The organism is Ferdinandcohnia sp. Marseille-Q9671 (assembly GCF_976954385.1).
Map to the genome: position 1 here is coordinate 226,640 of NZ_CDRJTA010000001.1, position 24,610 is coordinate 251,249.

23 protein-coding genes and 3 rRNA genes are annotated in these 24,610 nt (G+C 39.6%); 4 read left to right on the top strand and 22 right to left on the bottom strand.

The annotated features are described in order from the left end of the window. Positions 1-6 precede the first annotated feature (6 nt). The 7 genes from ACWNMY_RS01190 to ACWNMY_RS01220 form a co-directional block, all read right to left on the bottom strand. Positions 7-1,224 (bottom strand): response regulator transcription factor, encoded by a 1,218-nt coding sequence (locus ACWNMY_RS01190; protein WP_449536464.1) that lies wholly within the window; start codon positions 1,222-1,224, stop codon positions 7-9. Beyond that, on the bottom strand, positions 1,217-3,046 hold the full coding sequence (locus ACWNMY_RS01195; protein ID WP_449536465.1) for a cache domain-containing sensor histidine kinase: 1,830 nt from the start codon (positions 3,044-3,046) through the stop codon (positions 1,217-1,219). Before ACWNMY_RS01195 ends, ACWNMY_RS01190 begins: the two co-directional genes overlap by 8 nt. Positions 3,047-3,070: 24 nt before the next feature. Further along, a complete protein-coding gene (locus ACWNMY_RS01200; protein WP_449536466.1) occupies positions 3,071-4,066 on the bottom strand; it encodes a substrate-binding domain-containing protein in 996 nt (331 codons plus the stop codon). Positions 4,067-4,634: 568 nt separating this feature from the next. Further along, positions 4,635-5,108, bottom strand: coding sequence for an NUDIX domain-containing protein (locus ACWNMY_RS01205; RefSeq protein ID WP_449536467.1), 474 nt, complete (start codon positions 5,106-5,108; stop codon positions 4,635-4,637). 151 nt (positions 5,109-5,259) lie between these two features. Then, a complete protein-coding gene (locus ACWNMY_RS01210) occupies positions 5,260-5,712 on the bottom strand; it encodes a GNAT family N-acetyltransferase (protein ID WP_449536468.1) in 453 nt (150 codons plus the stop codon). A gap of 126 nt (positions 5,713-5,838) precedes the next feature. Next, a complete protein-coding gene (locus ACWNMY_RS01215; protein ID WP_449536469.1) occupies positions 5,839-6,297 on the bottom strand; it encodes a hypothetical protein in 459 nt (152 codons plus the stop codon). 575 nt (positions 6,298-6,872) lie between these two features. Then, positions 6,873-6,962 (bottom strand): hypothetical protein, encoded by a 90-nt coding sequence (locus ACWNMY_RS01220; RefSeq protein ID WP_449538363.1) that lies wholly within the window; start codon positions 6,960-6,962, stop codon positions 6,873-6,875. Positions 6,963-7,178: 216 nt separating this feature from the next. On the opposite strand from ACWNMY_RS01220, the gene ACWNMY_RS01225 reads away from it, so the two are divergent. Beyond that, on the top strand, positions 7,179-8,321 hold the full coding sequence (locus ACWNMY_RS01225; protein WP_449536470.1) for an NADH-dependent flavin oxidoreductase: 1,143 nt from the start codon (positions 7,179-7,181) through the stop codon (positions 8,319-8,321). 67 nt (positions 8,322-8,388) lie between these two features. On the opposite strand, the gene ACWNMY_RS01230 is transcribed toward ACWNMY_RS01225, so the two are convergent. From ACWNMY_RS01230 to ACWNMY_RS01270, 9 genes are all read right to left on the bottom strand, one after another. Continuing rightward, positions 8,389-9,015, bottom strand: coding sequence for a GyrI-like domain-containing protein (locus tag ACWNMY_RS01230; protein ID WP_449536471.1), 627 nt, complete (start codon positions 9,013-9,015; stop codon positions 8,389-8,391). 376 nt (positions 9,016-9,391) lie between these two features. After that, positions 9,392-9,507: ribosomal RNA gene (gene rrf / locus ACWNMY_RS01235) — 5S ribosomal RNA — on the bottom strand. A 61-nt stretch (positions 9,508-9,568) separates the two neighbouring features. Next, positions 9,569-12,502 (bottom strand): 23S ribosomal RNA (locus ACWNMY_RS01240). A 530-nt stretch (positions 12,503-13,032) separates the two neighbouring features. Continuing rightward, a 16S ribosomal RNA gene (locus tag ACWNMY_RS01245) occupies positions 13,033-14,582 on the bottom strand. Together the 16S, 23S and 5S rRNA genes form the textbook arrangement of a ribosomal RNA operon. A 475-nt stretch (positions 14,583-15,057) precedes the next feature. Next, a complete protein-coding gene (locus tag ACWNMY_RS01250; protein ID WP_449536472.1) occupies positions 15,058-15,261 on the bottom strand; it encodes a heavy-metal-associated domain-containing protein in 204 nt (67 codons plus the stop codon). A gap of 265 nt (positions 15,262-15,526) precedes the next feature. Next, entirely contained in the window at positions 15,527-16,795 is a 1,269-nt protein-coding gene (locus ACWNMY_RS01255) for a hypothetical protein (RefSeq protein WP_449536473.1), read from the bottom strand. Between the two features lie 48 nt (positions 16,796-16,843). Then, positions 16,844-17,239, bottom strand: a complete 396-nt coding sequence (locus tag ACWNMY_RS01260; protein ID WP_449536474.1) for a DUF5412 family protein — start codon at positions 17,237-17,239, stop codon at positions 16,844-16,846. A gap of 2 nt (positions 17,240-17,241) precedes the next feature. Beyond that, positions 17,242-18,126 (bottom strand): S16 family serine protease, encoded by an 885-nt coding sequence (locus tag ACWNMY_RS01265; RefSeq protein ID WP_449536475.1) that lies wholly within the window; start codon positions 18,124-18,126, stop codon positions 17,242-17,244. Between the two features lie 22 nt (positions 18,127-18,148). Continuing rightward, entirely contained in the window at positions 18,149-18,460 is a 312-nt protein-coding gene (locus tag ACWNMY_RS01270; protein WP_449536476.1) for a hypothetical protein, read from the bottom strand. 319 nt (positions 18,461-18,779) lie between these two features. Between ACWNMY_RS01270 and ACWNMY_RS01275 the strand changes: the two genes are divergently transcribed. Then, the gene (locus tag ACWNMY_RS01275; RefSeq protein ID WP_449538364.1) at positions 18,780-19,178 is read left to right on the top strand and encodes a GNAT family N-acetyltransferase; all 399 of its coding nucleotides are present in this window, start codon (positions 18,780-18,782) and stop codon (positions 19,176-19,178) included. Between the two features lie 287 nt (positions 19,179-19,465). On the opposite strand, the gene ACWNMY_RS01280 is transcribed toward ACWNMY_RS01275, so the two are convergent. From ACWNMY_RS01280 to ACWNMY_RS01290, 3 genes are all read right to left on the bottom strand, one after another. After that, positions 19,466-19,720, bottom strand: a complete 255-nt coding sequence (locus tag ACWNMY_RS01280; protein ID WP_449536477.1) for a hypothetical protein — start codon at positions 19,718-19,720, stop codon at positions 19,466-19,468. Between the two features lie 300 nt (positions 19,721-20,020). Beyond that, positions 20,021-20,371: a hypothetical protein gene (locus ACWNMY_RS01285; RefSeq protein ID WP_449536478.1), complete on the bottom strand. Its 351-nt coding sequence runs from the start codon at positions 20,369-20,371 to the stop codon at positions 20,021-20,023. Between the two features lie 16 nt (positions 20,372-20,387). Further along, positions 20,388-20,567 carry a hypothetical protein gene (locus tag ACWNMY_RS01290; protein ID WP_449536479.1) on the bottom strand — a complete coding sequence of 60 codons (180 nt, stop codon included), beginning with the start codon at positions 20,565-20,567 and terminating at the stop codon, positions 20,388-20,390. 197 nt (positions 20,568-20,764) lie between these two features. Between ACWNMY_RS01290 and ACWNMY_RS01295 the strand changes: the two genes are divergently transcribed. Then, the gene (locus tag ACWNMY_RS01295) at positions 20,765-21,733 is read left to right on the top strand and encodes a hypothetical protein (RefSeq protein WP_449536480.1); all 969 of its coding nucleotides are present in this window, start codon (positions 20,765-20,767) and stop codon (positions 21,731-21,733) included. 271 nt (positions 21,734-22,004) lie between these two features. Next, positions 22,005-22,265: a WGxxGxxG family protein gene (locus tag ACWNMY_RS01300; protein WP_449536481.1), complete on the top strand. Its 261-nt coding sequence runs from the start codon at positions 22,005-22,007 to the stop codon at positions 22,263-22,265. Between the two features lie 265 nt (positions 22,266-22,530). On the opposite strand, the gene yiaA is transcribed toward ACWNMY_RS01300, so the two are convergent. The 3 genes from yiaA to ACWNMY_RS01315 all read right to left on the bottom strand — a co-directional run bounded on the left by yiaA (position 22,531) and on the right by ACWNMY_RS01315 (position 24,430). After that, positions 22,531-22,989, bottom strand: a complete 459-nt coding sequence (gene yiaA / locus ACWNMY_RS01305) for an inner membrane protein YiaA (protein ID WP_449536482.1) — start codon at positions 22,987-22,989, stop codon at positions 22,531-22,533. A gap of 132 nt (positions 22,990-23,121) precedes the next feature. Continuing rightward, positions 23,122-23,415: a hypothetical protein gene (locus ACWNMY_RS01310; RefSeq protein WP_449536483.1), complete on the bottom strand. Its 294-nt coding sequence runs from the start codon at positions 23,413-23,415 to the stop codon at positions 23,122-23,124. A gap of 232 nt (positions 23,416-23,647) precedes the next feature. Further along, the gene (locus tag ACWNMY_RS01315) at positions 23,648-24,430 is read right to left on the bottom strand and encodes an isoprenyl transferase (protein ID WP_449536484.1); all 783 of its coding nucleotides are present in this window, start codon (positions 24,428-24,430) and stop codon (positions 23,648-23,650) included. Positions 24,431-24,610: the final 180 nt, after the last annotated feature.

The window sequence follows — 24,610 nt, forward strand, 5'->3', positions numbered from 1 at the left end:
TGCACCTCAGCTAAGGTGCACATTTTCTTCATTATTCTTAAACTGCATAGGCGAAATACCGACTACTTTTTTAAAGGTGGCGCTAAAGTAATGTTGTGTTTCATACCCAACGGTTTCTGCTATATCTCGAATTGATAAATCTGTAGTTTTCAATAAATCAACAGCTTTGTTGATACGCATTTGAGTTAAAAGACCAACATAGGAAATACCAAGCTCTTGCTTAATCATCCGACTTACATAAACACTCGTGATATGTAATTCTTCAGCTACCCGTTCTAACGTGAGGGAAGAATCCTGATAATGCTGTTGAATATAGGCTAAAGCTTGTTTGACAATTGGAGAGATTCTGATTTGCTGATCCACCTGCCGTTTACATTGTTCATAGACCTTATATAGATGAGAGTAGTCCTGAATGTAGATATCTTCCATATGATAATAGATTGTGATTGAAAAATAATTATGAACAATTTCTTCAATATTTATCAAGGAATCGCGATTGATCGGCTCCCATAAACAGACATTTAGCAAATGAGATTGGTCCCAAAAAAGGACTGCCTTGTCTGAATCGACCATTTCTTTTACTATGTTTTCAATGGCAAATAAATACAATTGACGGTCATTTTCTTGCATAAACGTTTGATTCAAATGATAATCTGGCCATTTAATCACGAGATATTGAGTTGGAAGTGTGACTGGCAAGTGTAAAAACTGTAATTGATCCATAATCTCTTCATTCTCAAGCTGTCCAGCGATCCATTCTTGAAAAAAACGTTCCTTGAGCTGTGCATGATTCCTTTTAAGTTGGATAGAGGCTTGTTTAATATACTTCTTCTGGTTGACTTCCATATCAAGTTTTTGTTTAAGATCCATGATTATTTGTTCTAGTTTACTTGGATTTATTGGTTTTAATAAGTAATCTTCGACCTTTAACCGCAGGGCTGCTTGTGCATACCGGAAATCATCATACCCCGAGATCACAACCATTTTACAATTTGGCAGTTGCACCTTAATCTCTTTCATCGCCTCAAGTCCATCCATAATCGGCATATTTAAATCAATTAGTACAATATCAATCTCGTATTTATTAGCTAATTCAACTGCTTCTTCTCCGTCCTCTGCCTCTCCAATGACCTCCATGTTATACTTCTCCCAATCAATAGAGGAATGGATTCCATCACGAATAATATATTCGTCATCAGCAATTAAAACCTTCCATTTACGCATGTTGCTTCCGCTCCTCTTCCCATCCAATATCTTCTTCTAAAATAGGTAACACTAACTCGAGCGTTGTACCAACCTTTTCTTTACTTTCAATCGTAATCCCATAGGGTTCCCCGAATGCAAGTACGATTCGGGCTTGAACGTTCAAAATCCCATATCCCTTTTTATTCTTCGCTTCGCCTTGGCTTTCTGTCCTTCTAACAGCATCCTTTAGGGCAACACGAATTTCGTGGAGCTGTGATTCAGACATTCCCGCACCATTATCCTGAATCAGAAGGCGTATGTTTCCGTTACTTTGTTGTGCAGAAACAATGATTTGACCTGGACCACGTCGCTCTTTGATTCCATGATAGATTGCATTTTCGACAAGAGGCTGCAAGATAAATTTGAGCACATATTGCGAAGAGACATGTTCGTCCACCTCAATCTGATACTGAAGTTTTTCACGATATCGTGTTTGTTGAATCTTTAAGTAACTCTCTATATGCTCGATTTCCTTATCGAGCGGAATCATATCTCTTCCCTTACTTAGCCCAATCCGGAACAGTTTTGCTAAACTTTCAACGACTTCAGCTATATCAAAAGCCTTTTGCTTTCGCGCCATCCATTGAATGGTGTCAAGCGTATTATAGAGAAAGTGAGGATTGATATTAGCTTGTAAACTTCTAAACTCTGCTTCTCGCTTTTGCCTTTCATGCCTCTCCGTTAAGCGCAGTAATTCATTGATTTGTTTCAGCATTTTATTAAAACTTTTGCCGAGCATTCCAATTTCATCGTCTCGTTTTTCCGTATAACGGACCCTAAGCTCACCACCTTCTGCTTTGCGCATAAAGTTCATAAGCTGTCTAATCGGTTTCGATATGGAATTTGACAAAAAATATGAAACTGGAATTCCAAATAAGAGGATGATAAACACAAAAACAACCAAATAAAACTGGATTTCTCTTATTTCAAAAATAGATTCCTCTGATGGAAACACGCCGATCGTGGTCCAGTTGGAATACGGAGACCTTTGGTATATGAATTGCAATTGCTTCGATTGAACTTCTTTTGAAAAAGTACCTGACCTTTTTCCTTCCAACCACTCATTTGGGATCGTTTCGATTAAAGGCTCTTTCGGTTGATAAATCGGTCGATTTTGTTCATCAATCACAGTCAAATAACCAGTCTTCCCTAGCTTCACATCGACCAATGTTTCTGCCACGGTTCTAACCTTTAAATCGATTAGAATGACACCTAGTACTTCCTGTGAAACTGGGTCGATAACGGCACGAACACCAGACACCACTTCATCATTTTTGTAACTTACCAAAGATGAGAGCTGACGATTCTTCGGTTGACCAATCATTTTAAAAATTCCCTTATTTTCTACCGCCTCTTTATACCATGTCTCTTCTCGTAGATTCGCTGTATCCGGGGCATACAGTTCATTACTCACATAATCCCCAGCTCTATTCACCACTAATACCCCTGCTACTTCAGGCAATAGTGTTGTAAAGTTACGAAGATAGCGCTGTATCTCATAATCATTGGTTTCAAATTGGCTTGGTTGACTTCCATTATGATTAAAAAAGTCTTGAATCCGATCATTATAAGAAATAAAGTAGGTAACTCGTTGCATATTGTTCAAGTAAAATTCAAGTGATTCGTTCACTTTACTGATTAGCTGTAGGGTATTCTTATTTACTTGCTCTTCCACTACTCGTTCAACTGTCCAATTAATTAAAAAGCCTAGACAAATTATTGGGATAATACTAATAAGTAAAAAATGAGTAATGAGCTTATATCGAATTGGTAAATTATTTATTTGTATGAAATTTCTCATCACAACCAATCCATTCCCAGAAGTTTATTGTGGATAGTAGGAATCTACATTTTCCTTTGTAACGATCGTCACACCTGTATCTACGTAGCGAGGCAAAGGCGTATTTTTACGATCTTGATCAAAAATACCGTGTTGTAAATGAAACAAAAATTGTAAGGACCAATACCCCATTTCCCATGTTCCCTGTGCAATCGTTGCGGAGATCACATCGTCTTCAATCATGTCAAGGGTGCCCTTATCTGTATCGAAACTAATGATTTTAATAGAGTCTTTGAGGTTATTTGCTATGATGGCTTGTCCAACTCCTACTCCTCCATTCGCTTCTGTCACAAAGATGCCTGCTAGATCCGGATTCTCGGCAATCATCGTGTCAGCCACTTCTTTTGAAATCACTTGATCGCCCCTTCCATCTTTGATGGAGACGACCTCTATTTCAGGGTATTCCATGAAGATTGTCTCCTGAAATCCTTTTGTACGTTCCTGATGGTTTAACTGATGAGTTAGTGTAATGACGCCAACTTCCCCCTTTTTATTTACCAATTCGGCCATCTTGTGAGCTGCCTCTACACCCGCTTTATAATTATCCGTGCCTAGAAAAGAATACGCCTTACTTTCTGGCGCATCCGCATCAAACATCACAACAGGAATACCAGCCTCCACTGCTTTATCAATCACAGGATTTAAGGCTTGCGGATCCATTGTGGAAATTGCGATACCCGCAGGATTTTTAGCGATAACCTGCTCCAGTACAGTCATTTCCTCGTGGACATCATATTGTGTCGATCCCCGGTATTCAACCGATACATTTAACGCTTCTGCCGCATCCTCAAAACCCTTTAATGCTCGTTTCCAATAATCAATTCCTACCATGAACGTTACCATTACGTATGTCTCATCCATATTACCAACCAGTTCATTCTCATTCCATGCACGTTTCGTCGAACTCTCTATTTGGTAGTTATAAATATAAACTACAAACAGACTGATGAGTAACAGATACACAACTAGCAGCTTTTTCAACTATGAAACCCCTTTCATAAAAAGAGTGGTTACTAGATTCAATTTGAATATATGCCTATTATAGCGTAACTCTTCCAAAAATTCTCATTATTTTGAGGGATAGATGTGAGAAAGTGCAGAGGTATGGTCGGGGGCTGTATCCGTGCGTAGGTTATAGCAACATGTCCCTTGACCTAACATTTTTCTGGGACAAGGGACATGTCTTCTAAACCATTACTTCCATAACAACTATAATAGTTGCAGGTATTTACTACTCAAACCTATATAAATCAAACTAGAAACAACAATAAAACCAATAAAAAGTAATATTTTATTCTTGTTAGACCAATTTTTTATCCACCCCCATCTCTTACTCTCTTTATCTAACCAAAAGAAATCCATCAATACAGTTACAATAATCAAAAGAAAGACTAAAAAGGGTACCATTCCTTTCTCACACTCCCTCTATTTGGTTTTTGGTACTTACAGATTCTCCATATTTCAATTGCTCATACCTGCTTCGTACGTGCATATTCCCTACAAAAAAAGTACCTTCTCCTTCTTGAAAGATAGTACCCTATTAAATCACTTATGTGTTTTTTATAGAAACTTTGCCCTCTTTATTTTCTGCGTGATTCCATTCGACTTGTATTTCAAATGTGCCATCTTCAAAGAATAAAGGAAATCTTCTTCTGATTGATTCTTGCATAGGTAGGTCATATGCTTCCTCTATATTTACCCATACTGCCTTTCCTTCAGGTCCATTTTCTAGGAGTTCTCCTGTGAATTCTTTGGTTATGTAATTAAAAATCATATATCGATCCATTGTAACCGGATTTACATATTCATAAAGACCTTTAAAAATAAGGTTACTCACTACTAGTCCAGTTTCTTCTTTTACCTCTCGAATTGCACTTTCTACTATACTTTCAGGAAATTCCACCTTGCCTCCAGGTGGAATAAATCCTTTAAAATGATCATGTTGCCTATCAAGTAATAAAACCTTATCTTCCTTTTGAATCATACAAACAGTCCACATTTTATAATTTATAGAATTACTCATAGTTTCCCCCATATTAAGTACCCATTTTTGAATAATACTGCCGAGCTTTCTTACTATCTTCAACAAAAAAGTTCATGAATCCTTCATGAATCAACGCCTTTCACACAGTGAAAGAAAGAAAAGCAGGGTTTTACATGGAAGTTGTTTTATCCTATAAATCCTGAGCTAAACGAATCATATCTCTGCACTGAATACCATTTTCATAAATTTCTTCTGGGTAATGCCTAACAAAAAAATCCATATCAATGCCAATTATTCTAAAACCACACTTTTGATAGAGAGCCAGTTGCCCAATGCTTGAATTTCCAGTTCCGACTTCAATTGTTTTAAAGCCTTTTGTCTTAGCAACTTTAATCGCATCCTTTACCAAGCGTTTGCCAATACCTCTGCTATGTTGCTCTTCTACCACTGCAACATTCACCAATTCCACTGTCTTTGGTCTGGTTGAAAGTAAGACATAAACTCCAATCATTTGCAGATCAATTTCAGCTACATAGCATTCACCCCTATTCGCATATTCCTCAACACCTTCTCTAGAAGGGTCAGCCAATAACAATAAATCCATTGGAAGATTTTCAGCTTTAGTAAGTTTCCTAATTTCCATTTTATCCTCCCTTTTCTTGATTCATTTTTGATTAATGCTTATTTAACAAAAAAATAAGCAGCCAAATCAGGACTGCTATTATTCGCTATTTGTATTTGAGACTACACTATCACACTCGGAGAAATTCTATATTGTTTTCCCCTTTTTCTTGGCATCTGCATCCAATCCAGCACCCACGGCAATGCCAAGACTCATTCCAATCGGCATCCATAACGCAAAATTATCAGAAAGCGAAAATCCAAACACCATACCTAAACTCATCCCAATAGACATATATATCGCAAGGTACGTTCCCTCCTGCACCAACTTATGCTTCTTTTGCAGGTGAGATACGATGTCATTGATTACCTTTTTATGTTGTTTACTATTACTATCCTTTTCTTCTATATTTTCTTCTAATTGTCTAAATTGATTTTTCAAGACAAGCAGGTGTTCCCGGCATTCCACACATTTCTCCGAAAAAGAATCCATCTTTTGAACCAAGCGTTCACATTTATCTAATTCAAGCTTTTTTGCACGTTCTTTACTACTGGTATTCCTTAGCCTTCTTATAATCTCATTTAGTTCTTCAACATGGTTTTCCAACGTAGCACCTCCTATGAGAAGTAAGTAATGGCATATGAATTTGCTTTACATTTACGTTACTTCATATCGTATCGAGATCGTAATTGACAATTAACTTATTCGTTGCTTTTAAACCATACCGTTACCTCTTATTTTACTTATCTATATTTACGAATTAAACATGATTTAGTTTCAGTTTTCTGAGATTTACTTAGAAAATAGGTGTCTCAAACAAATTATTACATTATCAATGATAAACTACTTCTCCTAGCATCCCACATGGATGAAGTACAAAACGGAAAGACTGAGTCAGAGTTTTGTTCTTCATAACGCTGATGAAGTACAAAACACATAGACCGAGTCAAAGTTTTGTTCTTCATAACGCTGATGAAGTACAAAACACAAACACCCAGCAGAGTTTTGTTCTTCATAACGCTGATGAAGTACAAAACACAAACACCCAGCCAGAGTTTTGTTCTTCATAGTATGGATGAAGTACAAAACGCAAACGCCGAATCAGAGTTAAGTACCTCATCCAATGAAAGTAGCATAGAAGAATCCGATAATTTGAAAACCAACGAAATATCATTTCTCTTCTAAACTTGATAGAGTAACATCTTGTTTTGCTGTGGGTTATCTAATGTAAAAATTCTAGCTGTTTCATTTTTATCATCTACGTTTTGAATATAGACCTTAACGTCCTTTTATGTAACATTTGCTAAATCTGGTGAAGATGAAATTTCCCTGTGCGCGTTGTGTATTCATCTTAGAATCCGAGCAGAATACTTACTTTTTATTTCAGTTCTATGTATCATTATTTGTGCATGGCAAAATATATAGAATGCTATTAGCTGTCAATTTTACAGAATATGTTTCAAAACCATAAAGGAGGTTATTGAATAATGAATCAAGACAAACATGTTATGCTGTCCCCTTATACTCTCCCTAATGGAGTGGAATTAAAGAATAGACTCATCATGGCACCTATGACTAACTGGTCATCCAACCCAGATGGAACCGTTTCAGATGCTGAAGTGAATTACTATGCTCGCCGATCAAGTGGGGTAAGCATGGTGATTACTGCTTGTACATATGTCACACCAAATGGAAAAGGATTCCATGGTGAATTTGCCGGTGACAGAGATGAAATGATCCCGAGCTTGACTACATTAGCAAAAGCGATTAAAGAACAAGGTGCAAAAGCCATTTTACAAATTTTTCATGGCGGAAGAATGTGCCCTCCTGAACTCGTTCCAAATGGAGAAATCGTGAGTGCTAGTGATATCCCTGCAGATCGAGGCGGAGCATCAACGGAAGAGCCTGATGTAAAACCACGAGCATTAACGGAACAAGAAGTGGAGGACATTATCACTGCTTACGGAGAAACAACTCGTCGCGCCATTGAAGCAGGTTATGTTGGGGTTGAAATACATGGAGCAAACGGCTATTTAATTCAGCAATTTTTCTCCCCACATTCAAACCGTCGTGAGGATCGATTTGGTGGCAGTCTGGAAAAACGAATGACCTTCCCACTTGCTATAGTGGAAGAAGTGCAAAAAGTAGTAAAAGAACATGCATCTCCTGAATTTATCGTTGGATATCGTTTTTCACCAGAAGAGCCTGAAACACCAGGAATTACGATGGGCGATACACTCAAACTCGTGGATACGTTAGCTGATAAAGGATTAGATTATCTGCATGTATCATTAGCAGACTTCTTTTCAACAGCTAGAAGAGGTGTGGATGATAAAACGAAAACTCGTATCGAATACTTACTAGAGACAATTGCAGATCGTGTTCCTTTAATCGGAGTTGGTTCTATCTATACAGCTGAGGACGCACGCAATGCATTTAACACAGGAATACCTTTACTTGCCTTAGGAAAAGAGCTAATCATCGACCCCGATTGGGTACAAAAAGTAGCAGAAGGCAAAGACAACGAAATCAACACCCAACTAGACAAAAACAAACAAAACGAATTAGTCGTTCCAGATCCATTATGGAATATCATCACCAACACCCCTGGCTGGTTTCCAGGAATATAAAAAATGTGGGTCAAGGGGACAGGTTCCCTGACCCACATATTCAATATAACTTACCGGTATAGAAACATTACACTTCAATCACTTTAAAACGCAACACAGTCTTTAATTTTTCTGGTAGTGTTTTTCTGAAGTCTGATATATAGATTTCTCGATGTGTTTTTTCCGCTCTTTTTAGATTGTTTTGCGAACAAAACTGTTCCATTACCTCGAATGTTTTCCCTTCATCCTCATAACTCCCAATATGCATGGACTGGACGCAAAGTCCCTCTGTTATTGACGCAAATCGAACAGGTTCCAACGCAAGATTTTCCTTCTTTTGCTTTACGCTGTCTATCGCATATCGAAATAAATCCTCTGACACGAAATCAGGTTGCCTGATCATTAACTTGTACACTAAATGGTCCTTATTTAAAAAGTCTAATTTTCTGCCCTCTTCATCTAAATCCCAATGTCCTTCTAACGGGAAAACGGTATATTCAAAATAACCTTCTGGAGTTAGTCCCTTTTTTGGCATCATTCTTATCGCATATGACAAAGCATACAGAGTTTCAATATGAACTTTAAATCCTTCACCGTTCGGATTTCCACGACCTTCTATTGTGAAAAACTTCATTTCAGGAACATCAATTTTAGTAGGTTGTGCCTTGGGTAGATATAGCTCCTTTTGGTGTTTTCTCCATTCGAACTTACTCATAAAATATCACTCATTCCTTGGATTCATGTAGTATTTGACAGTGTCCTTCCTCATTATAGGCATTGGTTTCAACGGAGGACAAGCATGTAATCCATCTATACAGGAATTCCGGGTAAGTCAATTAGCTCGGGAAGTTGAGGCTGTTTAGATCAAGGTGAAAAATTTTAAGGTAGGGGATTCTGTATTTGCTTCGTGGTGGAGATTAGGATGTTATGGAATAAACCAGGGAGTAAAGTATGTGAAAAGGAAAGTAAGAGGAGAAGAAGGTTGTCTTAAGCACTCTTGCTTTCAATAAAGTAGACTATAATGAGATTGGTCTTTAATCATTTCTTTTGACACAAAAAAAGACCAGCTACAAGTAGCTGATCTCTTTCTGGCTTAGCGACGTCCTACTCTCACAGGGACAAAGTCCCAACTACCATCGGCGCTGAGAAGCTTAACTTCCGTGTTCGGTATGGGAACGGGTGTGACCTTCTCGCCATCGTCACTAAACTATATGAAGAAATATTCATTCCTTCAAAACTAGATAACTGAAACATTCATGAAGCTGTATTTGGTTAAGTCCTCGATCGATTAGTATCAGTCAGCTACACATGTCACCATGCTTACACCTCTGACCTATCAACCTCGTCATCTTCGAGGGATCTTACTAGTTTAACACTATGGGAAATCTCATCTTGAGGGGGGCTTCATGCTTAGATGCTTTCAGCACTTATCCCTTCCACACATAGCTACCCAGCGATGCCCTTGGCAGAACAACTGGTACACCAGCGGTGTGTCCATCCCGGTCCTCTCGTACTAAGGACAGCTCCTCTCAAATTTCCTACGCCCACGACGGATAGGGACCGAACTGTCTCACGACGTTCTGAACCCAGCTCGCGTACCGCTTTAATGGGCGAACAGCCCAACCCTTGGGACCGACTACAGCCCCAGGATGCGATGAGCCGACATCGAGGTGCCAAACCTCCCCGTCGATGTGGACTCTTGGGGGAGATAAGCCTGTTATCCCCGGGGTAGCTTTTATCCGTTGAGCGATGGCCCTTCCATGCGGAACCACCGGATCACTAAGCCCGACTTTCGTCCCTGCTCGACTTGTAGGTCTCGCAGTCAAGCTCCCTTGTGCCTTTACACTCTACGAATGATTTCCAACCATTCTGAGGGAACCTTTGGGCGCCTCCGTTACTTTTTAGGAGGCGACCGCCCCAGTCAAACTGCCCACCTGACACTGTCTCCAAGGCCGATAAGGCCTTCGGGTTAGAATTTCAATACAGCCAGGGTAGTATCCCACCGACGCCTCCACCGAAGCTAGCGCTCCGGCTTCCAAGGCTCCTACCTATCCTGTACAAGCTGTACCAAAATTCAATATCAGGCTGCAGTAAAGCTCCACGGGGTCTTTCCGTCCTGTCGCGGGTAACCTGCATCTTCACAGGTACTATAATTTCACCGAGTCTCTCGTTGAGACAGTGCCCAGATCGTTACACCTTTCGTGCGGGTCAGAACTTACCTGACAAGGAATTTCGCTACCTTAGGACCGTTATAGTTACGGCCGCCGTTTACTGGGGCTTCGATTCAGAGCTTCGCTTAGAGCTAACCCCTCCTCTTAACCTTCCAGCACCGGGCAGGTGTCAGCCCCTATACTTCGCCTTGCGGCTTCGCAGAGACCTGTGTTTTTGCTAAACAGTCGCCTGGGCCTATTCACTGCGGCTTTTCAGGGCTATTCACCCTAAAAAGCACCCCTTCTCCCGAAGTTACGGGGTCATTTTGCCGAGTTCCTTAACGAGAGTTCTCTCGATCACCTTAGGATTCTCTCCTCGCCTACCTGTGTCGGTTTGCGGTACGGGCACCATTTACCTCGCTAGAAGCTTTTCTTGGCAGTGTGGAATCAGGAACTTCGGTACTATATTTCCCTCGCCATCACAGCTCAACCTTCGCGGTAAGCGGATTTGCCTACTTACCAGTCTAACTGCTTGGACGCGCATATCCAACAGCGCGCTTACCCTATCCTCCTGCGTCCCTCCATCGCTCAAACGGTAAAGAGGTGGTACAGGAATATCAACCTGTTGTCCATCGCCTACGCCTTTCGGCCTCGGCTTAGGTCCCGACTAACCCTGAGCGGACGAGCCTTCCTCAGGAAACCTTAGGCATTCGGTGGAGGGGATTCTCACCCCTCTTTCGCTACTCATACCGGCATTCTCACTTCTAAGCGCTCCACCAGTCCTTCCGGTCTGACTTCGCTGCACTTAGAACGCTCTCCTACCATTGTTCGTAAGAACAATCCACAGCTTCGGTGATACGTTTAGCCCCGGTACATTTTCGGCGCAGAGTCACTCGACCAGTGAGCTATTACGCACTCTTTAAATGGTGGCTGCTTCTAAGCCAACATCCTGGTTGTCTAAGCAACTCCACATCCTTTTCCACTTAACGTATACTTTGGGACCTTAGCTGGTGGTCTGGGCTGTTTCCCTCTTGACTACGGATCTTATCACTCGCAGTCTGACTCCCGAGAATCAAGTCTTTGGCATTCGGAGTTTGACTGAATTCGGTAACCCGATGAGGGCCCCTAGTCCAATCAGTGCTCTACCTCCAAGACTCTATACTCGAGGCTAGCCCTAAAGCTATTTCGGAGAGAACCAGCTATCTCCAAGTTCGATTGGAATTTCTCCGCTACCCACACCTCATCCCCGCACTTTTCAACGTGCGTGGGTTCGGGCCTCCATTCAGTGTTACCTGAACTTCACCCTGGACATGGGTAGATCACCTGGTTTCGGGTCTACGACCACGTACTATTTCGCCCTATTCAGACTCGCTTTCGCTGCGGCTCCGTCTCTTCAACTTAACCTTGCACGGGATCGTAACTCGCCGGTTCATTCTACAAAAGGCACGCCATCACACATAAATGTGCTTTGACTACTTGTAGGCACACGGTTTCAGGTTCTATTTCACTCCCCTTCCGGGGTGCTTTTCACCTTTCCCTCACGGTACTGGTTCACTATCGGTCACTAGGGAGTATTTAGCCTTGGGAGATGGTCCTCCCAGCTTCCGACGGGATTTCTCGTGTCCCGCCGTACTCAGGATCCACTCAAGAGAGAACGAAGTTTCGACTACAGGGTTGTTACCTTCTCTGACGGACCTTTCCAGGTCGCTTCGTCTACTTCGTTCTTTTGTAACTCCGTATAGAGTGTCCTACAACCCCAAGAGGCAAGCCTCTTGGTTTGGGCTATCTTCCGTTTCGCTCGCCGCTACTCAGGAAATCGCGTTTGCTTTCTCTTCCTCCGGGTACTAAGATGTTTCAGTTCCCCGGGTCTACCTTCTCATACCCTATGAATTCAGGTATGGATACTACCCCATTACGGGCAGTGGGTTTCCCCATTCGGAAATCTTCGGATCAATGCTTACTTACAGCTCCCCGAAGCATATCGGTGTTAGTACCGTCCTTCATCGGCTCCTAGTGCCAAGGCATCCACCGTGCGCCCTTATTAACTTAACCTGTTCGGCTTCGATAAGCTGCGGATTTCTTCGTTACCTCATTCGTCAGCATCCTCACGTACCTTAAGTACGCTCCGGTGCTTTCTCAATCGGTTCCTCGAACTCCTTGCTTCTCGTGCGCCTATAGTTTAAAGAACTTACATGTTACTTCAATGAATGTTTTGTTACGTTATCTAGTTTTCAAGGAACGAGGCTACTGACTTCAATCACATCGTGATTAATCATCAGTGTTTCGGCATCATGCTGCCTTGCGCTGAGGAATCAATCATCTTCGATTCATCTTGTAGACGCAAGCGCAATGATTTTTGCAACAAGCAAAAATCTACCTTTGAGAGAAAAAGCACTCTCAAAACTGACCACAATACAAAGCGTCTTTTTATGAAGTTCGTAGAACTTCTAATGTCTAGTTACGGCTCCTAGCCTCTCGAGGTTGCTTCACTTCTTCTGTCAAAGTCTATTGACTTTTCCGACAGAAGCTCCAGCACTTGTCGAGGCTGTACAGTCGCCTTCACTTTTCGACTTTTTCCTTAGAAAGGAGGTGATCCAGCCGCACCTTCCGATACGGCTACCTTGTTACGACTTCACCCCAATCATCTGTCCCACCTTAGGCGGCTGGCTCCTTACGGTTACCCCACCGACTTCGGGTGTTACAAACTCTCGTGGTGTGACGGGCGGTGTGTACAAGGCCCGGGAACGTATTCACCGCGGCATGCTGATCCGCGATTACTAGCGATTCCGGCTTCATGCAGGCGAGTTGCAGCCTGCAATCCGAACTGAGAATGGTTTTATGGGATTTGCTTAACCTCGCGGTTTCGCTGCCCTTTGTACCATCCATTGTAGCACGTGTGTAGCCCAGGTCATAAGGGGCATGATGATTTGACGTCATCCCCACCTTCCTCCGGTTTGTCACCGGCAGTCACCTTAGAGTGCCCAACTGAATGCTGGCAACTAAGATCAAGGGTTGCGCTCGTTGCGGGACTTAACCCAACATCTCACGACACGAGCTGACGACAACCATGCACCACCTGTCACCATGTCCCCGAAGGGAAAGCCCTATCTCTAGAGTTGTCATGGGATGTCAAGACCTGGTAAGGTTCTTCGCGTTGCTTCGAATTAAACCACATGCTCCACCGCTTGTGCGGGCCCCCGTCAATTCCTTTGAGTTTCAGTCTTGCGACCGTACTCCCCAGGCGGAGTGCTTAATGCGTTTGCTGCAGCACTAAAGGGCGGAAACCCTCTAACACTTAGCACTCATCGTTTACGGCGTGGACTACCAGGGTATCTAATCCTGTTCGCTCCCCACGCTTTCGCGCCTCAGCGTCAGTTACAGACCAGAGAGCCGCCTTCGCCACTGGTGTTCCTCCACATCTCTACGCATTTCACCGCTACACGTGGAATTCCGCTCTCCTCTTCTGCACTCAAGTCCCCCAGTTTCCAATGACCCTCCACGGTTGAGCCGTGGGCTTTCACATCAGACTTAAAGGACCGCCTGCGCGCGCTTTACGCCCAATAATTCCGGATAACGCTTGCCACCTACGTATTACCGCGGCTGCTGGCACGTAGTTAGCCGTGGCTTTCTGGTTAGGTACCGTCAAGGTACCGCCCTATTCGAACGGTACTTGTTCTTCCCTAACAACAGAGCTTTACGACCCGAAGGCCTTCATCGCTCACGCGGCGTTGCTCCGTCAGACTTTCGTCCATTGCGGAAGATTCCCTACTGCTGCCTCCCGTAGGAGTCTGGGCCGTGTCTCAGTCCCAGTGTGGCCGATCACCCTCTCAGGTCGGCTACGCATCGTCGCCTTGGTGAGCCGTTACCTCACCAACTAGCTAATGCGCCGCGGGTCCATCTGTAAGTGATAGCTAAAAGCCATCTTTTAATATAAGACCATGTGGTCTTATATGTTATCCGGTATTAGCTCCGGTTTCCCGAAGTTATCCCAGTCTTACAGGCAGGTTACCCACGTGTTACTCACCCGTCCGCCGCTAATCTTTGGGAGCAAGCTCCCAAAGATCCGCTCGACTTGCATGTATTAGGCACGCCGCCAGCGTTCATCCTGAGCCAGGATCAAACTCTCCAATAAGAGTATTGATTGCTCAATAAATAAAATTTAAAACGTTGACGCTTGTATTGTGTTCAGTTTTCAAAGAACTTTTTTAAAACAACTTTATTAATATATCATTTTCACAACATCTTGTCAACATCAATATGAATCTATCAAACATTCATTATGTGTTTCAAAGTGTCTCTAAGTTATATTAACATAATGTTTGCTTAGTGTCAACTTCTTAATGTTTGTCAAAACGAAGCGACAAAAACTATAATAGCATTTCACCAAATTCTTATCAACAACCAATTTATTCCTCTGACAGATAGACGTAAATTATATTCATATAACAAAAAACTCAATATTACTCATACTATAATAAATGCAACCAATTTAAAAGATTATCTTCTATGGCACTAAGAACATCAACAAGCTTAAAATACCTTCCCAACCTGTATAAATTGTTTTACTTCCTTTATAACGTATCACTATTTATATAGAAGATTTTAATTCAAACCTGATAATTGTGTTGCTTAAGGGTTGATAGTATTCCTTCTATCGAAACTTTTTGATCGTCAAACTCAATTTTGACCTCACCATCATTTGTATCAATTAATACTCTTTCTATCCCTGACATTTGATTAATAAGCTGTTCGATTTGCTGTATTTCATTATGATTGATTACTTCCTTTATATATATTGTTGCTTCTCCCATGGATATTTCGCTCCTATACTCTTAGTTTCTTTATTATTTCCAAGTTGTGAACATCCATTCAAATAATATTTCTAAACATATTAAACGTTAAAACAGAGTATGCTACATCGATGAAGAGCAAATTCAGTATCATTTCTCGACAACTCCAATATTTCAATACGTAAAAAGCAGTGGTCAATGGGGTTTTCCCCTTTGCATTATTGCCTAAGTTGCTACTTCTTCCTTTTTGCAACTACTATTATTAATTGACTTCATATTATTATGTCTATTTTGCGCCTTTTTCTCGTATTGATTTTTTAACTTCATCTCCAATACTCCATAGTCCTTTGTCAACAGTACGCCAATCTAATTCTGTTTCTTTTACCAGTTTCCTAAAGAACGTCGTGTACTCTTCATAATGAGCCCAAGAATTCGGTTTTGTATGCTTTGTTACTATTTCTTCTTTGTTCCATTTATATGTACGCCATACTTTCACATCTACTATTGGATATTCTTCTGGTTTCCAAATGTGAATATAGAAGGAAGGTAACACAATAGAAGTTTTGGTTAGTGTCTCAACCTTGAACTTAAATTCATCATAAGAAAGTCGATTATCACGAAATTCCATGCCACTCACTAGAAGTTCCTCCGTGAGAGCTTTATTCATAGCATTCTTATTTGATGAGGTTGTACCTACAACATAATAGTTTAGTCCAAATCCATCAGTCCATAGAATTGGTTCGCCTTTGGGAGTTGGTGTTCTAGAGATTTTTCCTAGTTTCCAATAAATAAGATACTTAACCGCATTGGTAAGATCTTCGTTTACATTTGAGGCATTTTTGATTACATGAAGGCAATAATGATATAGTTCTTTAGAATACTTTATTTCATCAAACTCTCCTGCTGCTTTTACTAGTTTTTGTCTACTGAGTTTTTTGTCAAAAGAAATATCCGGGTTCATGTAGTTATGGGATAATACACGCCATTCCAACTCTTCCTTTCCGTCCACATAATAACCTGATAGTTCTGTAACCCTACCTTTTGCCCACTCTTGCTGAGATTTTGTTAGCCAAGAATCCCCTTCGTTATTCTCGTACACTATTTCATGAATAAACGCTAGATAATATTGTGTTTGATCGTTAGGTGGTGTCGTCATATATCTATCTATTTTTTTCACGTCATCTTCGAATGGCTTCTCATTTCCTGCTCCTTTATATTTAATTTCTATAACAGCCAAAACTGATTCAACCTCATCTTTAATAAAATCTTTATAACCAGGTTCTTCATTTAATTGAACAATTACAATATCCGCTATCATACCTTTGTAATAATATTCAGTATAGATTCTGATATTATTTTCCTCTAAGAACGTATCGGTAAGGTCATTTCGAATGTGAAAATAAAGAGCATTCTTTAATGTGTCCTCTTTTAAAAGATATAAGTTTTGATAATCTCTCTTTATTAGTTTCCTCCATACATGTTTAACTGTCGAATCAATTTTTTCTTGGATAGCATTCAAATTTCTACTTTCCATTGGTTCATTAATTAAGTTCATTCACACTTTCCTTTCAATAACTTTTTCAGTACAAACCTAAAGACCCACTTACTCAGAATGCTCTTTCCAGTTAAAATAGGTCTTCGGATTTTGAATATCAATCATAATACCATTCACGATAATCATGTGATCTTCATCCCATTCAATTACGTGATCTCCATCAGATGGATAGTTCCAATAAATAGTCTCATCTTGAAATTCATTATTAACGAGTGACGTAATTGAGACTCTATCCTGGAACCCTCCCGTTGCTCCACCACTGTTTATTTCATATAATTCTGCTTTATAAAATTCATTCGGTGAGACCACCGTCTGTATTAGCTCGCCTTTCCCTTTCAGTTCATCCAAGTCCACGTGAAATAATGAATACGTAATAAGAAATAAAACACCTGCAATAACTAGAAAAAATAACAAAACACCAATTAGCACTTTTTTAATTACCAAGGTTAATCCTCCGTTTTACCCTTCTCATTTAACGTTTTGATAAGTGAGATAGCTTGATCTATATGGCTAACATCGTAAATCTCGATATTCAGGTCCGAGCTATTTTTAACTTGTAACACTTCTTCCGCATTTCCGCTTGGTACAATTATATAAGGAAAGGAGTTTTTCTCCGCGATCCTGACTTTCTCTTCGACCATTCCAATAGGTAACACGTTTCCTTTTTGATCCAATGCACCAGTTACTCCAATGTCATTTTTATTTTGCAATTCACCTTTTGCTAATATGGCGGAAAGTGCTAGTCCCAGTCCTACACTGTCCCCTGAAATATCGTCCCGCTCCAATACGGTATCAATACTAGATGTGTCACCAGAGAGGTAATTCGTTACATTTTCCTTCATGATTGAAAAGTGATCATCTTTATTCATTATCCAATTCAAAAGTTCAATATTTTTACTAAAATATCGATCACGATTATCAATCTTATGTAAAGAAAGGACTTGTTCACCCTCGCGCTTAAAGCTTTCTTTAATGGATTCCCCATCGGTTAGATAGCCGATTTCAAACGTTTTTACAACCATAAGGTGTATTCCTGAATTCTCAACCGCCTCTATCGGATCGGAAGGCAAACTCACAGTATATGTTTGTGATTCATAATGCAATAGTCTTACCTCAAACATCAAAATACAGATGAATAAAAGAGTAATAATTTGTATGAGCCTACCAGGTAATTTTCGAAAAATAACGATAACGACTAAAAGGAGTAATAACTCTACTAATAGCACGCCAATCAACCAAAATGCATTGATAAAATTAAAATAATAAAGCAACCACACTATCCCATACAAAAGGATTGCTGTAGTTCCAATAGATATAACTACTTTTTTCATTAATGGTCCCCCAGTTTCTATTCTACTTTCGAACAAGGCGAAAGATGGCTGATAGTAAAAAAAACACGCTTATTACCCAGACGAAACCAGCGATTGCCATATGTACAGATGCTTCTTCTGAAGCCATACTTGTTTCATTACCATGTATACTCAACGAAGTGAGCAGGTTATTTCCTGCCACGCCGAATAAAATTAGGTAGATTAGTAGATATACGAATGATCGGACATCAAATCTACGAACGTACCAAAGAGTAATTACAAAGATGAACTGGGTTGACAACACACCCCAGAATCCCCAATGTAGTATTGGGTATACCTCAGCTTCTAAAAACATAGATATTTCCCTCCATATTATTACTAGTGACAACGGTCAGCTACGTCCAAAATATAATACTAAAGAAAAGGTATTCTACTAGAAGTAACATTGGTTTAATCTTTTTCCCTTATCATATTGCTGTATACACAGATACTAAACTGACTGCATACTAAGCTCCTGATTGCTCGTGTTTCTCTTTTACTAAGGTAACATAATTTTCCAATTGTTACATCTACTTTTTCAAGCTGTTTTAGTGTTCATTTTCATTTCATGTCTACCTAGATATGGTATAATGAATCAAATCGTATGAATTGAGGGGATTCATTTGGAGCCAACTATCCAGTTAACGTTTAAAGTAAATGAACCTATTAAGGCGGAGGAGCTAGCTGACGTTTTTAAAACATCGGGTATAAAAAGACCAGTCGATGATCTGAACAGACTTCAAAAAATGATTGATCAATCTACTATTTTAATTACCGCTTGGGATCGCGAAAAACTCGTAGGTGTAGCTAGAGCCCTTACCGACTATTGCTATTGTTGTTATTTATCGGATTTGGCAGTGAATAGACAGTATCAAAGCAAAGGTATAGGCAAAAAGCTCGTAAACATACTGCAAGAACATATTGGAGAAGAAGTTGCTTTATTACTTCTCTCATCACCCACAGCCATGGACTACTACCCTAAAATAGGATTTGAAAAAATCGACAATGGTTTCAAGATTGCAAGACTACGATAAATGGGTTATATGTGGGTTGGGTCAGGGGGACAGGCCCCCTGTCCCAAGGTTCGAATACATAAAAAAGAGCGTCAATCCTTTGTGGATCAACACTCCATTGAAGCTACTGTTAACACCTTACTAGAACACTTAAAAAGTGGCTCATGCTCACCATTGTTTATTTACTTTTTTTCAATCATTCCTTGCCAGAGCTTCAACAGCTTGCATAACAGTTTCGAAATCTATTGTTTTTCATTTCTTCATACTACATTTAAATAATTACAACCTACTACTCGGTTTGTGTTTCCTTACTCTCCCCCCTCATCCCCTCCACCGTTACCGTCTCCGTTATTTAAATCTTCGATATTGCCATCGTTATGATAACCTTCGAAAAAATCATTAATGGTTTCGATTAAGCCTTTTTTCTGATTTTCAGTATCAAAATGATGGGTATTTATAAAACTCTCAATTGTGAATACTTGAATTGCTTGTTTTTTATGTCTCAATACAAAATACATACATAAAATGATAATTATGAGAAAAAGCAGCACTATAAATATCAAATTGACAACCCCTCACTAGTCCTTTCTCAATAGATATGAAATCAATTTGTTTCTCATTACAAATTTTTACAATTACGATACTTACAAATCTCTATGGGATATTTTTTAATGAGTGTAAGTTCAGTAGGCAAAATCCCGTCTACCTATTTAAAAACACATTAACGGGATTGTTCTTACTAACCTGTATTAAACGGTTCATAAAGAATTTACAAATCAGTTACTAACTTGGTTTGGCAAATTTTAAGACCTAAGAAATAAACCCAAAAAATGTTTTTATACATTCTTTGGGTTTATTGTAGGCTACATATTCTCCGTCGTCTTCTTCGCTCTAATTTTTAGAATCCACTTGGTAATGAGGTGAGTAAATAGCACCATTAACGTGTTTAGACCTATAATGACAATTGAGAACAACACATATGCAACTAATAACCACCCTATAGCTTCCGCTTGTTGACCCCCTTGGTTTGCCACATAGAACACATAACTCACGACAACCACTAACTGGACTCCTGATGCCAGAATACAATTGATTGCAAAAAATTTATCTAATCTCTGACTCTTTCTAGTTGCTCGTATTTGTAATGGTATCCCCACTACTGCAGGACTTAAAGCTACCATATAGAATAAGAACCCCTCTATCAATTCCCCCATATTTTCACCTCTACCATTATACTTCTTCTAACCCGCTCTTTTTCTCTTCCTTCACCTTTAGAATCTGTGTATCTTGACCACATTCGTTTCGAATATTTTTTCTCGCTTCTGCTGGTGTCCTTGCGTTGACTGACTTTATTTGTGATTTACCGTCTACTTCTATTTCAACGAGAAAGCATTTCGCTCCACATCTCATGAGTTGACCTCCATTTTATATCCAACAAACTCAGATCTAACATAATACTTTCCTTCCACTATATAATTATCTATCCTCAAGATAAACAGATTTTTCATTCTTTCTTCATTTTAGCTAAAAAGTCCTGTAGCTCATTAGTCCCATTTTCATACTTCAGGTAGTTTCCTATACTTATAGGAAAAGGAAGGGAGTGTACAATGAAGGAATTTAGCTGGCCAAAATTGTTCGCCTTTGCTGCATTTGTTTTTATCATATTTACGAATTACGACAACTTACAGGAACATAAGGCCTTCCTTAACGAAGCAGAACAACATCAGGTCGAGAAAAAGGTCTGGCGTAAATTTGTAGTCAACGATCTGTTAGATGGTCCAAGGTTTTCCGTCCAAATTGGTGCTTTACCCGAAAGTACAATTCCCACAAAACATAATGATTCAATGGTTTCAATAAGTCAGGATTTATATGAACAACTAGATGCAGGTGACACCATACTAGGATTTGAAGTGGACGGAAAATTCTATACAGATACGCTTTTACAAGAGGAAATACGTTGGTTTTATATCATGTTCGTTATTTTTAGTCTATATCCAATCGGCTATGTATTGTATTGGCTTTATAAAATCAGAACAATACGGAAATTATTCACCAAATTTTCAAAACGGCTGTATCTTGAAAAGGTTGCAGGCTTTGTGATTCCTTTGGTAGTCTTCGGAGGCTTAATTGTCGGACTCCTTCTCTTTCTTGGGAACGATACAAAATTAGCACTTGAGAATGGGTATGAAAAATATTTTGGAAACAATCATGCCCAAACAACAGCACTTGTTATGGAGCGTGGGTTTGAACGAAGAACATCAACGTATGACAGAAACGAGTACTTTATCTCCTTGATGTTTAAACCCGAAAACAAGGAGACCATGTACGTTGTAAAAGGAGTCACTTGGCATACGTATAACAAATATACGAAAGAAATGCCGATCATCTATAATCTTGATAATCCCTATCAAGTATTTGCTCAAGATATGGATTTTCAGGACTACATCTCGATCCTCATGACAAATACAGTCATACTAACGCTCGTATCCATTTTGCTACTTCTATTAGCAGGTTGGATTCCGTTCCTTTTACGAAAGCAGAAGAAACAGAAATCACACAAGGACCATCGGTATTAAATCCAAAAAATCGATAAAACAAGGCTTTCAGTGCCATCCCGCTAAGCCTTGTTTTCGTTTACTTACTATGCCATTCTCATAGGTCTATTCTTGGTAGTGTTAACTGCTAGTTAGTCTAAACCAATATTATTGATTAATGGCCCGTACTCCGAATTGAGTTCATCACTACCCCCTTCCCTAATCCTTTTTCAGCTAGTAAAACCTCCTTCTGCATAATTATTCATGTCAGTACGAACACTAATCTTATCACTAGGAAAGGAGGAAAAAATCTATGCTAAAAAAACTTCTATACTCATCGTTCGCTCTAGTACTTACTGTGATGGTTTTAGGAATGTCAACTGGATTTGCGCAAACTTCTAGTTCTGACTTCCTCACTCAGTCAACTGACGAAGTTACATATTTAGCTAATAATGGTAATGACGTTAATGACGATGATGACGATACTGATTGGGGTTGGATTGGTTTACTTGGATTGGCTGGTCTTTTAGGATTACGTAAAAAAGATAACAACAATCAAGGTAATAACAAATAGTCAGTATTGGACACACCTATTTGCTCTTATCAATGTAATGAATTCCTAGTCTATAGGGTCCCATTGGGATCCTTTTGTTATGCTCTTAATTTTATTTTCAAAAAAGTTTCCCAAAACTCCTTTGGGTCTCGAAAAAAGTTATCCATCATCTCTAATAATGCTTCAAAATGCGGGATCGCTTTCTACAACAAACTTCCCCCTTAAACAAAATAAAAAAACACTGAGATCCAATGTAAAAAGTCTCAGTGTTCGTAGTTGTATTTTCTTATGCTCTTTCCCTTGCTTTTTGCGTATCACGAATGTTCTTTTGAACTGTAATAGCCGCAAAGATACTTAGAACAAATGACATTCCATAAAACCCTTTTTCGCTCAAAATTATACTTCCAGCGTTGTATAACCCGATGGCCATCAATGAAATGGATACGATAAGAGCTACCCAACTAATGCCATAATAAATCCCTGTAACTGGGATTCCTTCTTCCTTATCCCTTACTGCTTTTTGCAATGATACCGATGAATAAAGGCCAAATATTAAAATAGCAAAGTAGTACCCCTTTTCATTTAATTCCATTCCTGCGTTAAACAATCCGATGAGATAAGCCGATACTCCAACTAAAAGCGCTCCCCAAGACGCCCCTTTAAAGGCTGCAGTCGGTTCTCCCTCTTTTCGTTCCATTTTCGGTTTTTCTTGTTTTTCTTTATCTACTAAAATCTCATTCTCCATCGATGTATCCCCTCCATCTTCTCATCAACAAAAGTGGAACACATTAGTAGTGCTGCCACATTACTTCATTATACAAAATTTTTCCACTAACATGATACATATATTTTAATGGTTCAATGGAATTCTGTATAGCTAGGATTCAACGTATTTTTTCAACAAACGATAGCCAGCAATGATGGCAAAGGTAATAAAGATTAGAAGAATGATAAGTCGAATTAGAAAGTCATCAACAGCATAGAGAACGAAACCCATCGTGATCAATACAATACCTGCCATTGCCCAAAGCTTCGTTGAACGAATCGCTTCATCTGAAAACTCAGGTTCTTCTTTATACATCCATCTTTGGCCAAACAACATACTTTCTTCAGGATAAAAATAAGTCCATACGAACACTGCATACAAAGGAATCATAAAAAAGAAATTCATAATGAGGTCTCCCACCGCAATCACCCCCGCACAACCTATAAAAAATAGTCTTTGATACCTATACGTTCAGATTGCAAAAAGGTTTCAGACTGTTCTGTTTTTTGGCACTGAACTGATTAGGAATAACCACTCATAAAAAAAGGCTTCCTTTAGTTAGGAACCTAACTTTTGGAAACCCTCGTTTTATGATTGAACTTGGTTTAAGCTAACGCTATTACCAATCAATGCGTATTCAGATGCTCTCTTTCTCATCTGTTAATCCACCATACCTTCTCTTTCTGTGCTGGTACTCTTCAATTGCATACAGAAATTCCTTCTCTGAGAAATCGGGCCACAAAACATCTGTAAACCAGAACTCGGTGTAAGCTAATTGCCAAAGTAAGTAATTACTCAAACGTCGTTCTCCACCGGTACGGATAAGTAGATCCGGTTCAGGCAGACCAGCCGTGTACAGGTATTCAGAAAACTTCTGTTCATCTACTTCATCTAGAGATAATTTCCCATCGTTTACATCTGCGAATATTTCTTTCATGGCATTCAAAATTTCGTGTCTACTTCCATAATTGAGCGCAAACGTAAGCTGAAGACCGTCATTATTCCGGGTACGGTCAATGGCATATTGTACAGCTTCACGTGTATGGGCCGGAAGATTGTTCATATCACCGATTGCCTCAACACGCACATTATTCGCGATAAGCTCTGGCAGATAAATTTGTAGAAACTCCTTTGGAAGTCTCAATATTACGTCAACCTCTGTCTTTGGACGTTTCCAATTTTCCGTGGAAAACGTATAAAGTGTCAAAACTTTCACCCTGCATTTCACTGCTGTCTTTACAACTTTTACAACAGTCGATACTCCTTCCTTATGGCCGGCAACTCTCGGCATGCCCCGCTTCCTTGCCCAGCGCCCATTTCCATCCATAATGATGGCAACATGTTCTGGTACATTCCCTTCAGGGTAGTACATAAATTCTTTCGTTTGTCTTTTATTGAAAAAAGGAATTTTCATTGACATTGTCTTTCCTCCAAAATTTTGTTGATAATCTCTCCATCTTTCAGTCAAAAAAATACGAAAGCAAGTACGAAATGTAAAATAGCTTCGGCTTACCTTCTACATGACAAGCACAATTATAAAAACCGATAATGGTTTTATTAATCGTATCATTATATTTATTGTTTTACAATATATTTTTAT

Excerpts from the sequence above, each read along its gene's own strand:
- ACWNMY_RS01190 (WP_449536464.1), bottom strand. The coding sequence starts at position 1,224 with ATGCGTAAATGGAAGGTTTTAATTGCTGATGACGAATATATTATTCGT.
- ACWNMY_RS01195 (WP_449536465.1), bottom strand. The coding sequence starts at position 3,046 with ATGAGAAATTTCATACAAATAAATAATTTACCAATTCGATATAAGCTC.
- ACWNMY_RS01205 (WP_449536467.1), bottom strand. The coding sequence starts at position 5,108 with ATGAGTAATTCTATAAATTATAAAATGTGGACTGTTTGTATGATTCAA.
- ACWNMY_RS01210 (WP_449536468.1), bottom strand. The coding sequence starts at position 5,712 with ATGGAAATTAGGAAACTTACTAAAGCTGAAAATCTTCCAATGGATTTA.
- ACWNMY_RS01225 (WP_449536470.1), top strand. The coding sequence starts at position 7,179 with ATGAATCAAGACAAACATGTTATGCTGTCCCCTTATACTCTCCCTAAT.
- ACWNMY_RS01230 (WP_449536471.1), bottom strand. The coding sequence starts at position 9,015 with ATGAGTAAGTTCGAATGGAGAAAACACCAAAAGGAGCTATATCTACCC.
- ACWNMY_RS01250 (WP_449536472.1), bottom strand. The coding sequence starts at position 15,261 with ATGGGAGAAGCAACAATATATATAAAGGAAGTAATCAATCATAATGAA.
- ACWNMY_RS01255 (WP_449536473.1), bottom strand. The coding sequence starts at position 16,795 with ATGAACTTAATTAATGAACCAATGGAAAGTAGAAATTTGAATGCTATC.
- ACWNMY_RS01265 (WP_449536475.1), bottom strand. The coding sequence starts at position 18,126 with ATGAAAAAAGTAGTTATATCTATTGGAACTACAGCAATCCTTTTGTAT.
- ACWNMY_RS01270 (WP_449536476.1), bottom strand. The coding sequence starts at position 18,460 with ATGTTTTTAGAAGCTGAGGTATACCCAATACTACATTGGGGATTCTGG.
- ACWNMY_RS01285 (WP_449536478.1), bottom strand. The coding sequence starts at position 20,371 with ATGGGGGAATTGATAGAGGGGTTCTTATTCTATATGGTAGCTTTAAGT.
- ACWNMY_RS01290 (WP_449536479.1), bottom strand. The coding sequence starts at position 20,567 with ATGAGATGTGGAGCGAAATGCTTTCTCGTTGAAATAGAAGTAGACGGT.
- ACWNMY_RS01295 (WP_449536480.1), top strand. The coding sequence starts at position 20,765 with ATGAAGGAATTTAGCTGGCCAAAATTGTTCGCCTTTGCTGCATTTGTT.
- ACWNMY_RS01300 (WP_449536481.1), top strand. The coding sequence starts at position 22,005 with ATGCTAAAAAAACTTCTATACTCATCGTTCGCTCTAGTACTTACTGTG.
- yiaA (WP_449536482.1), bottom strand. The coding sequence starts at position 22,989 with ATGGAGAATGAGATTTTAGTAGATAAAGAAAAACAAGAAAAACCGAAA.
- ACWNMY_RS01310 (WP_449536483.1), bottom strand. The coding sequence starts at position 23,415 with ATGAATTTCTTTTTTATGATTCCTTTGTATGCAGTGTTCGTATGGACT.
- ACWNMY_RS01315 (WP_449536484.1), bottom strand. The coding sequence starts at position 24,430 with ATGTCAATGAAAATTCCTTTTTTCAATAAAAGACAAACGAAAGAATTT.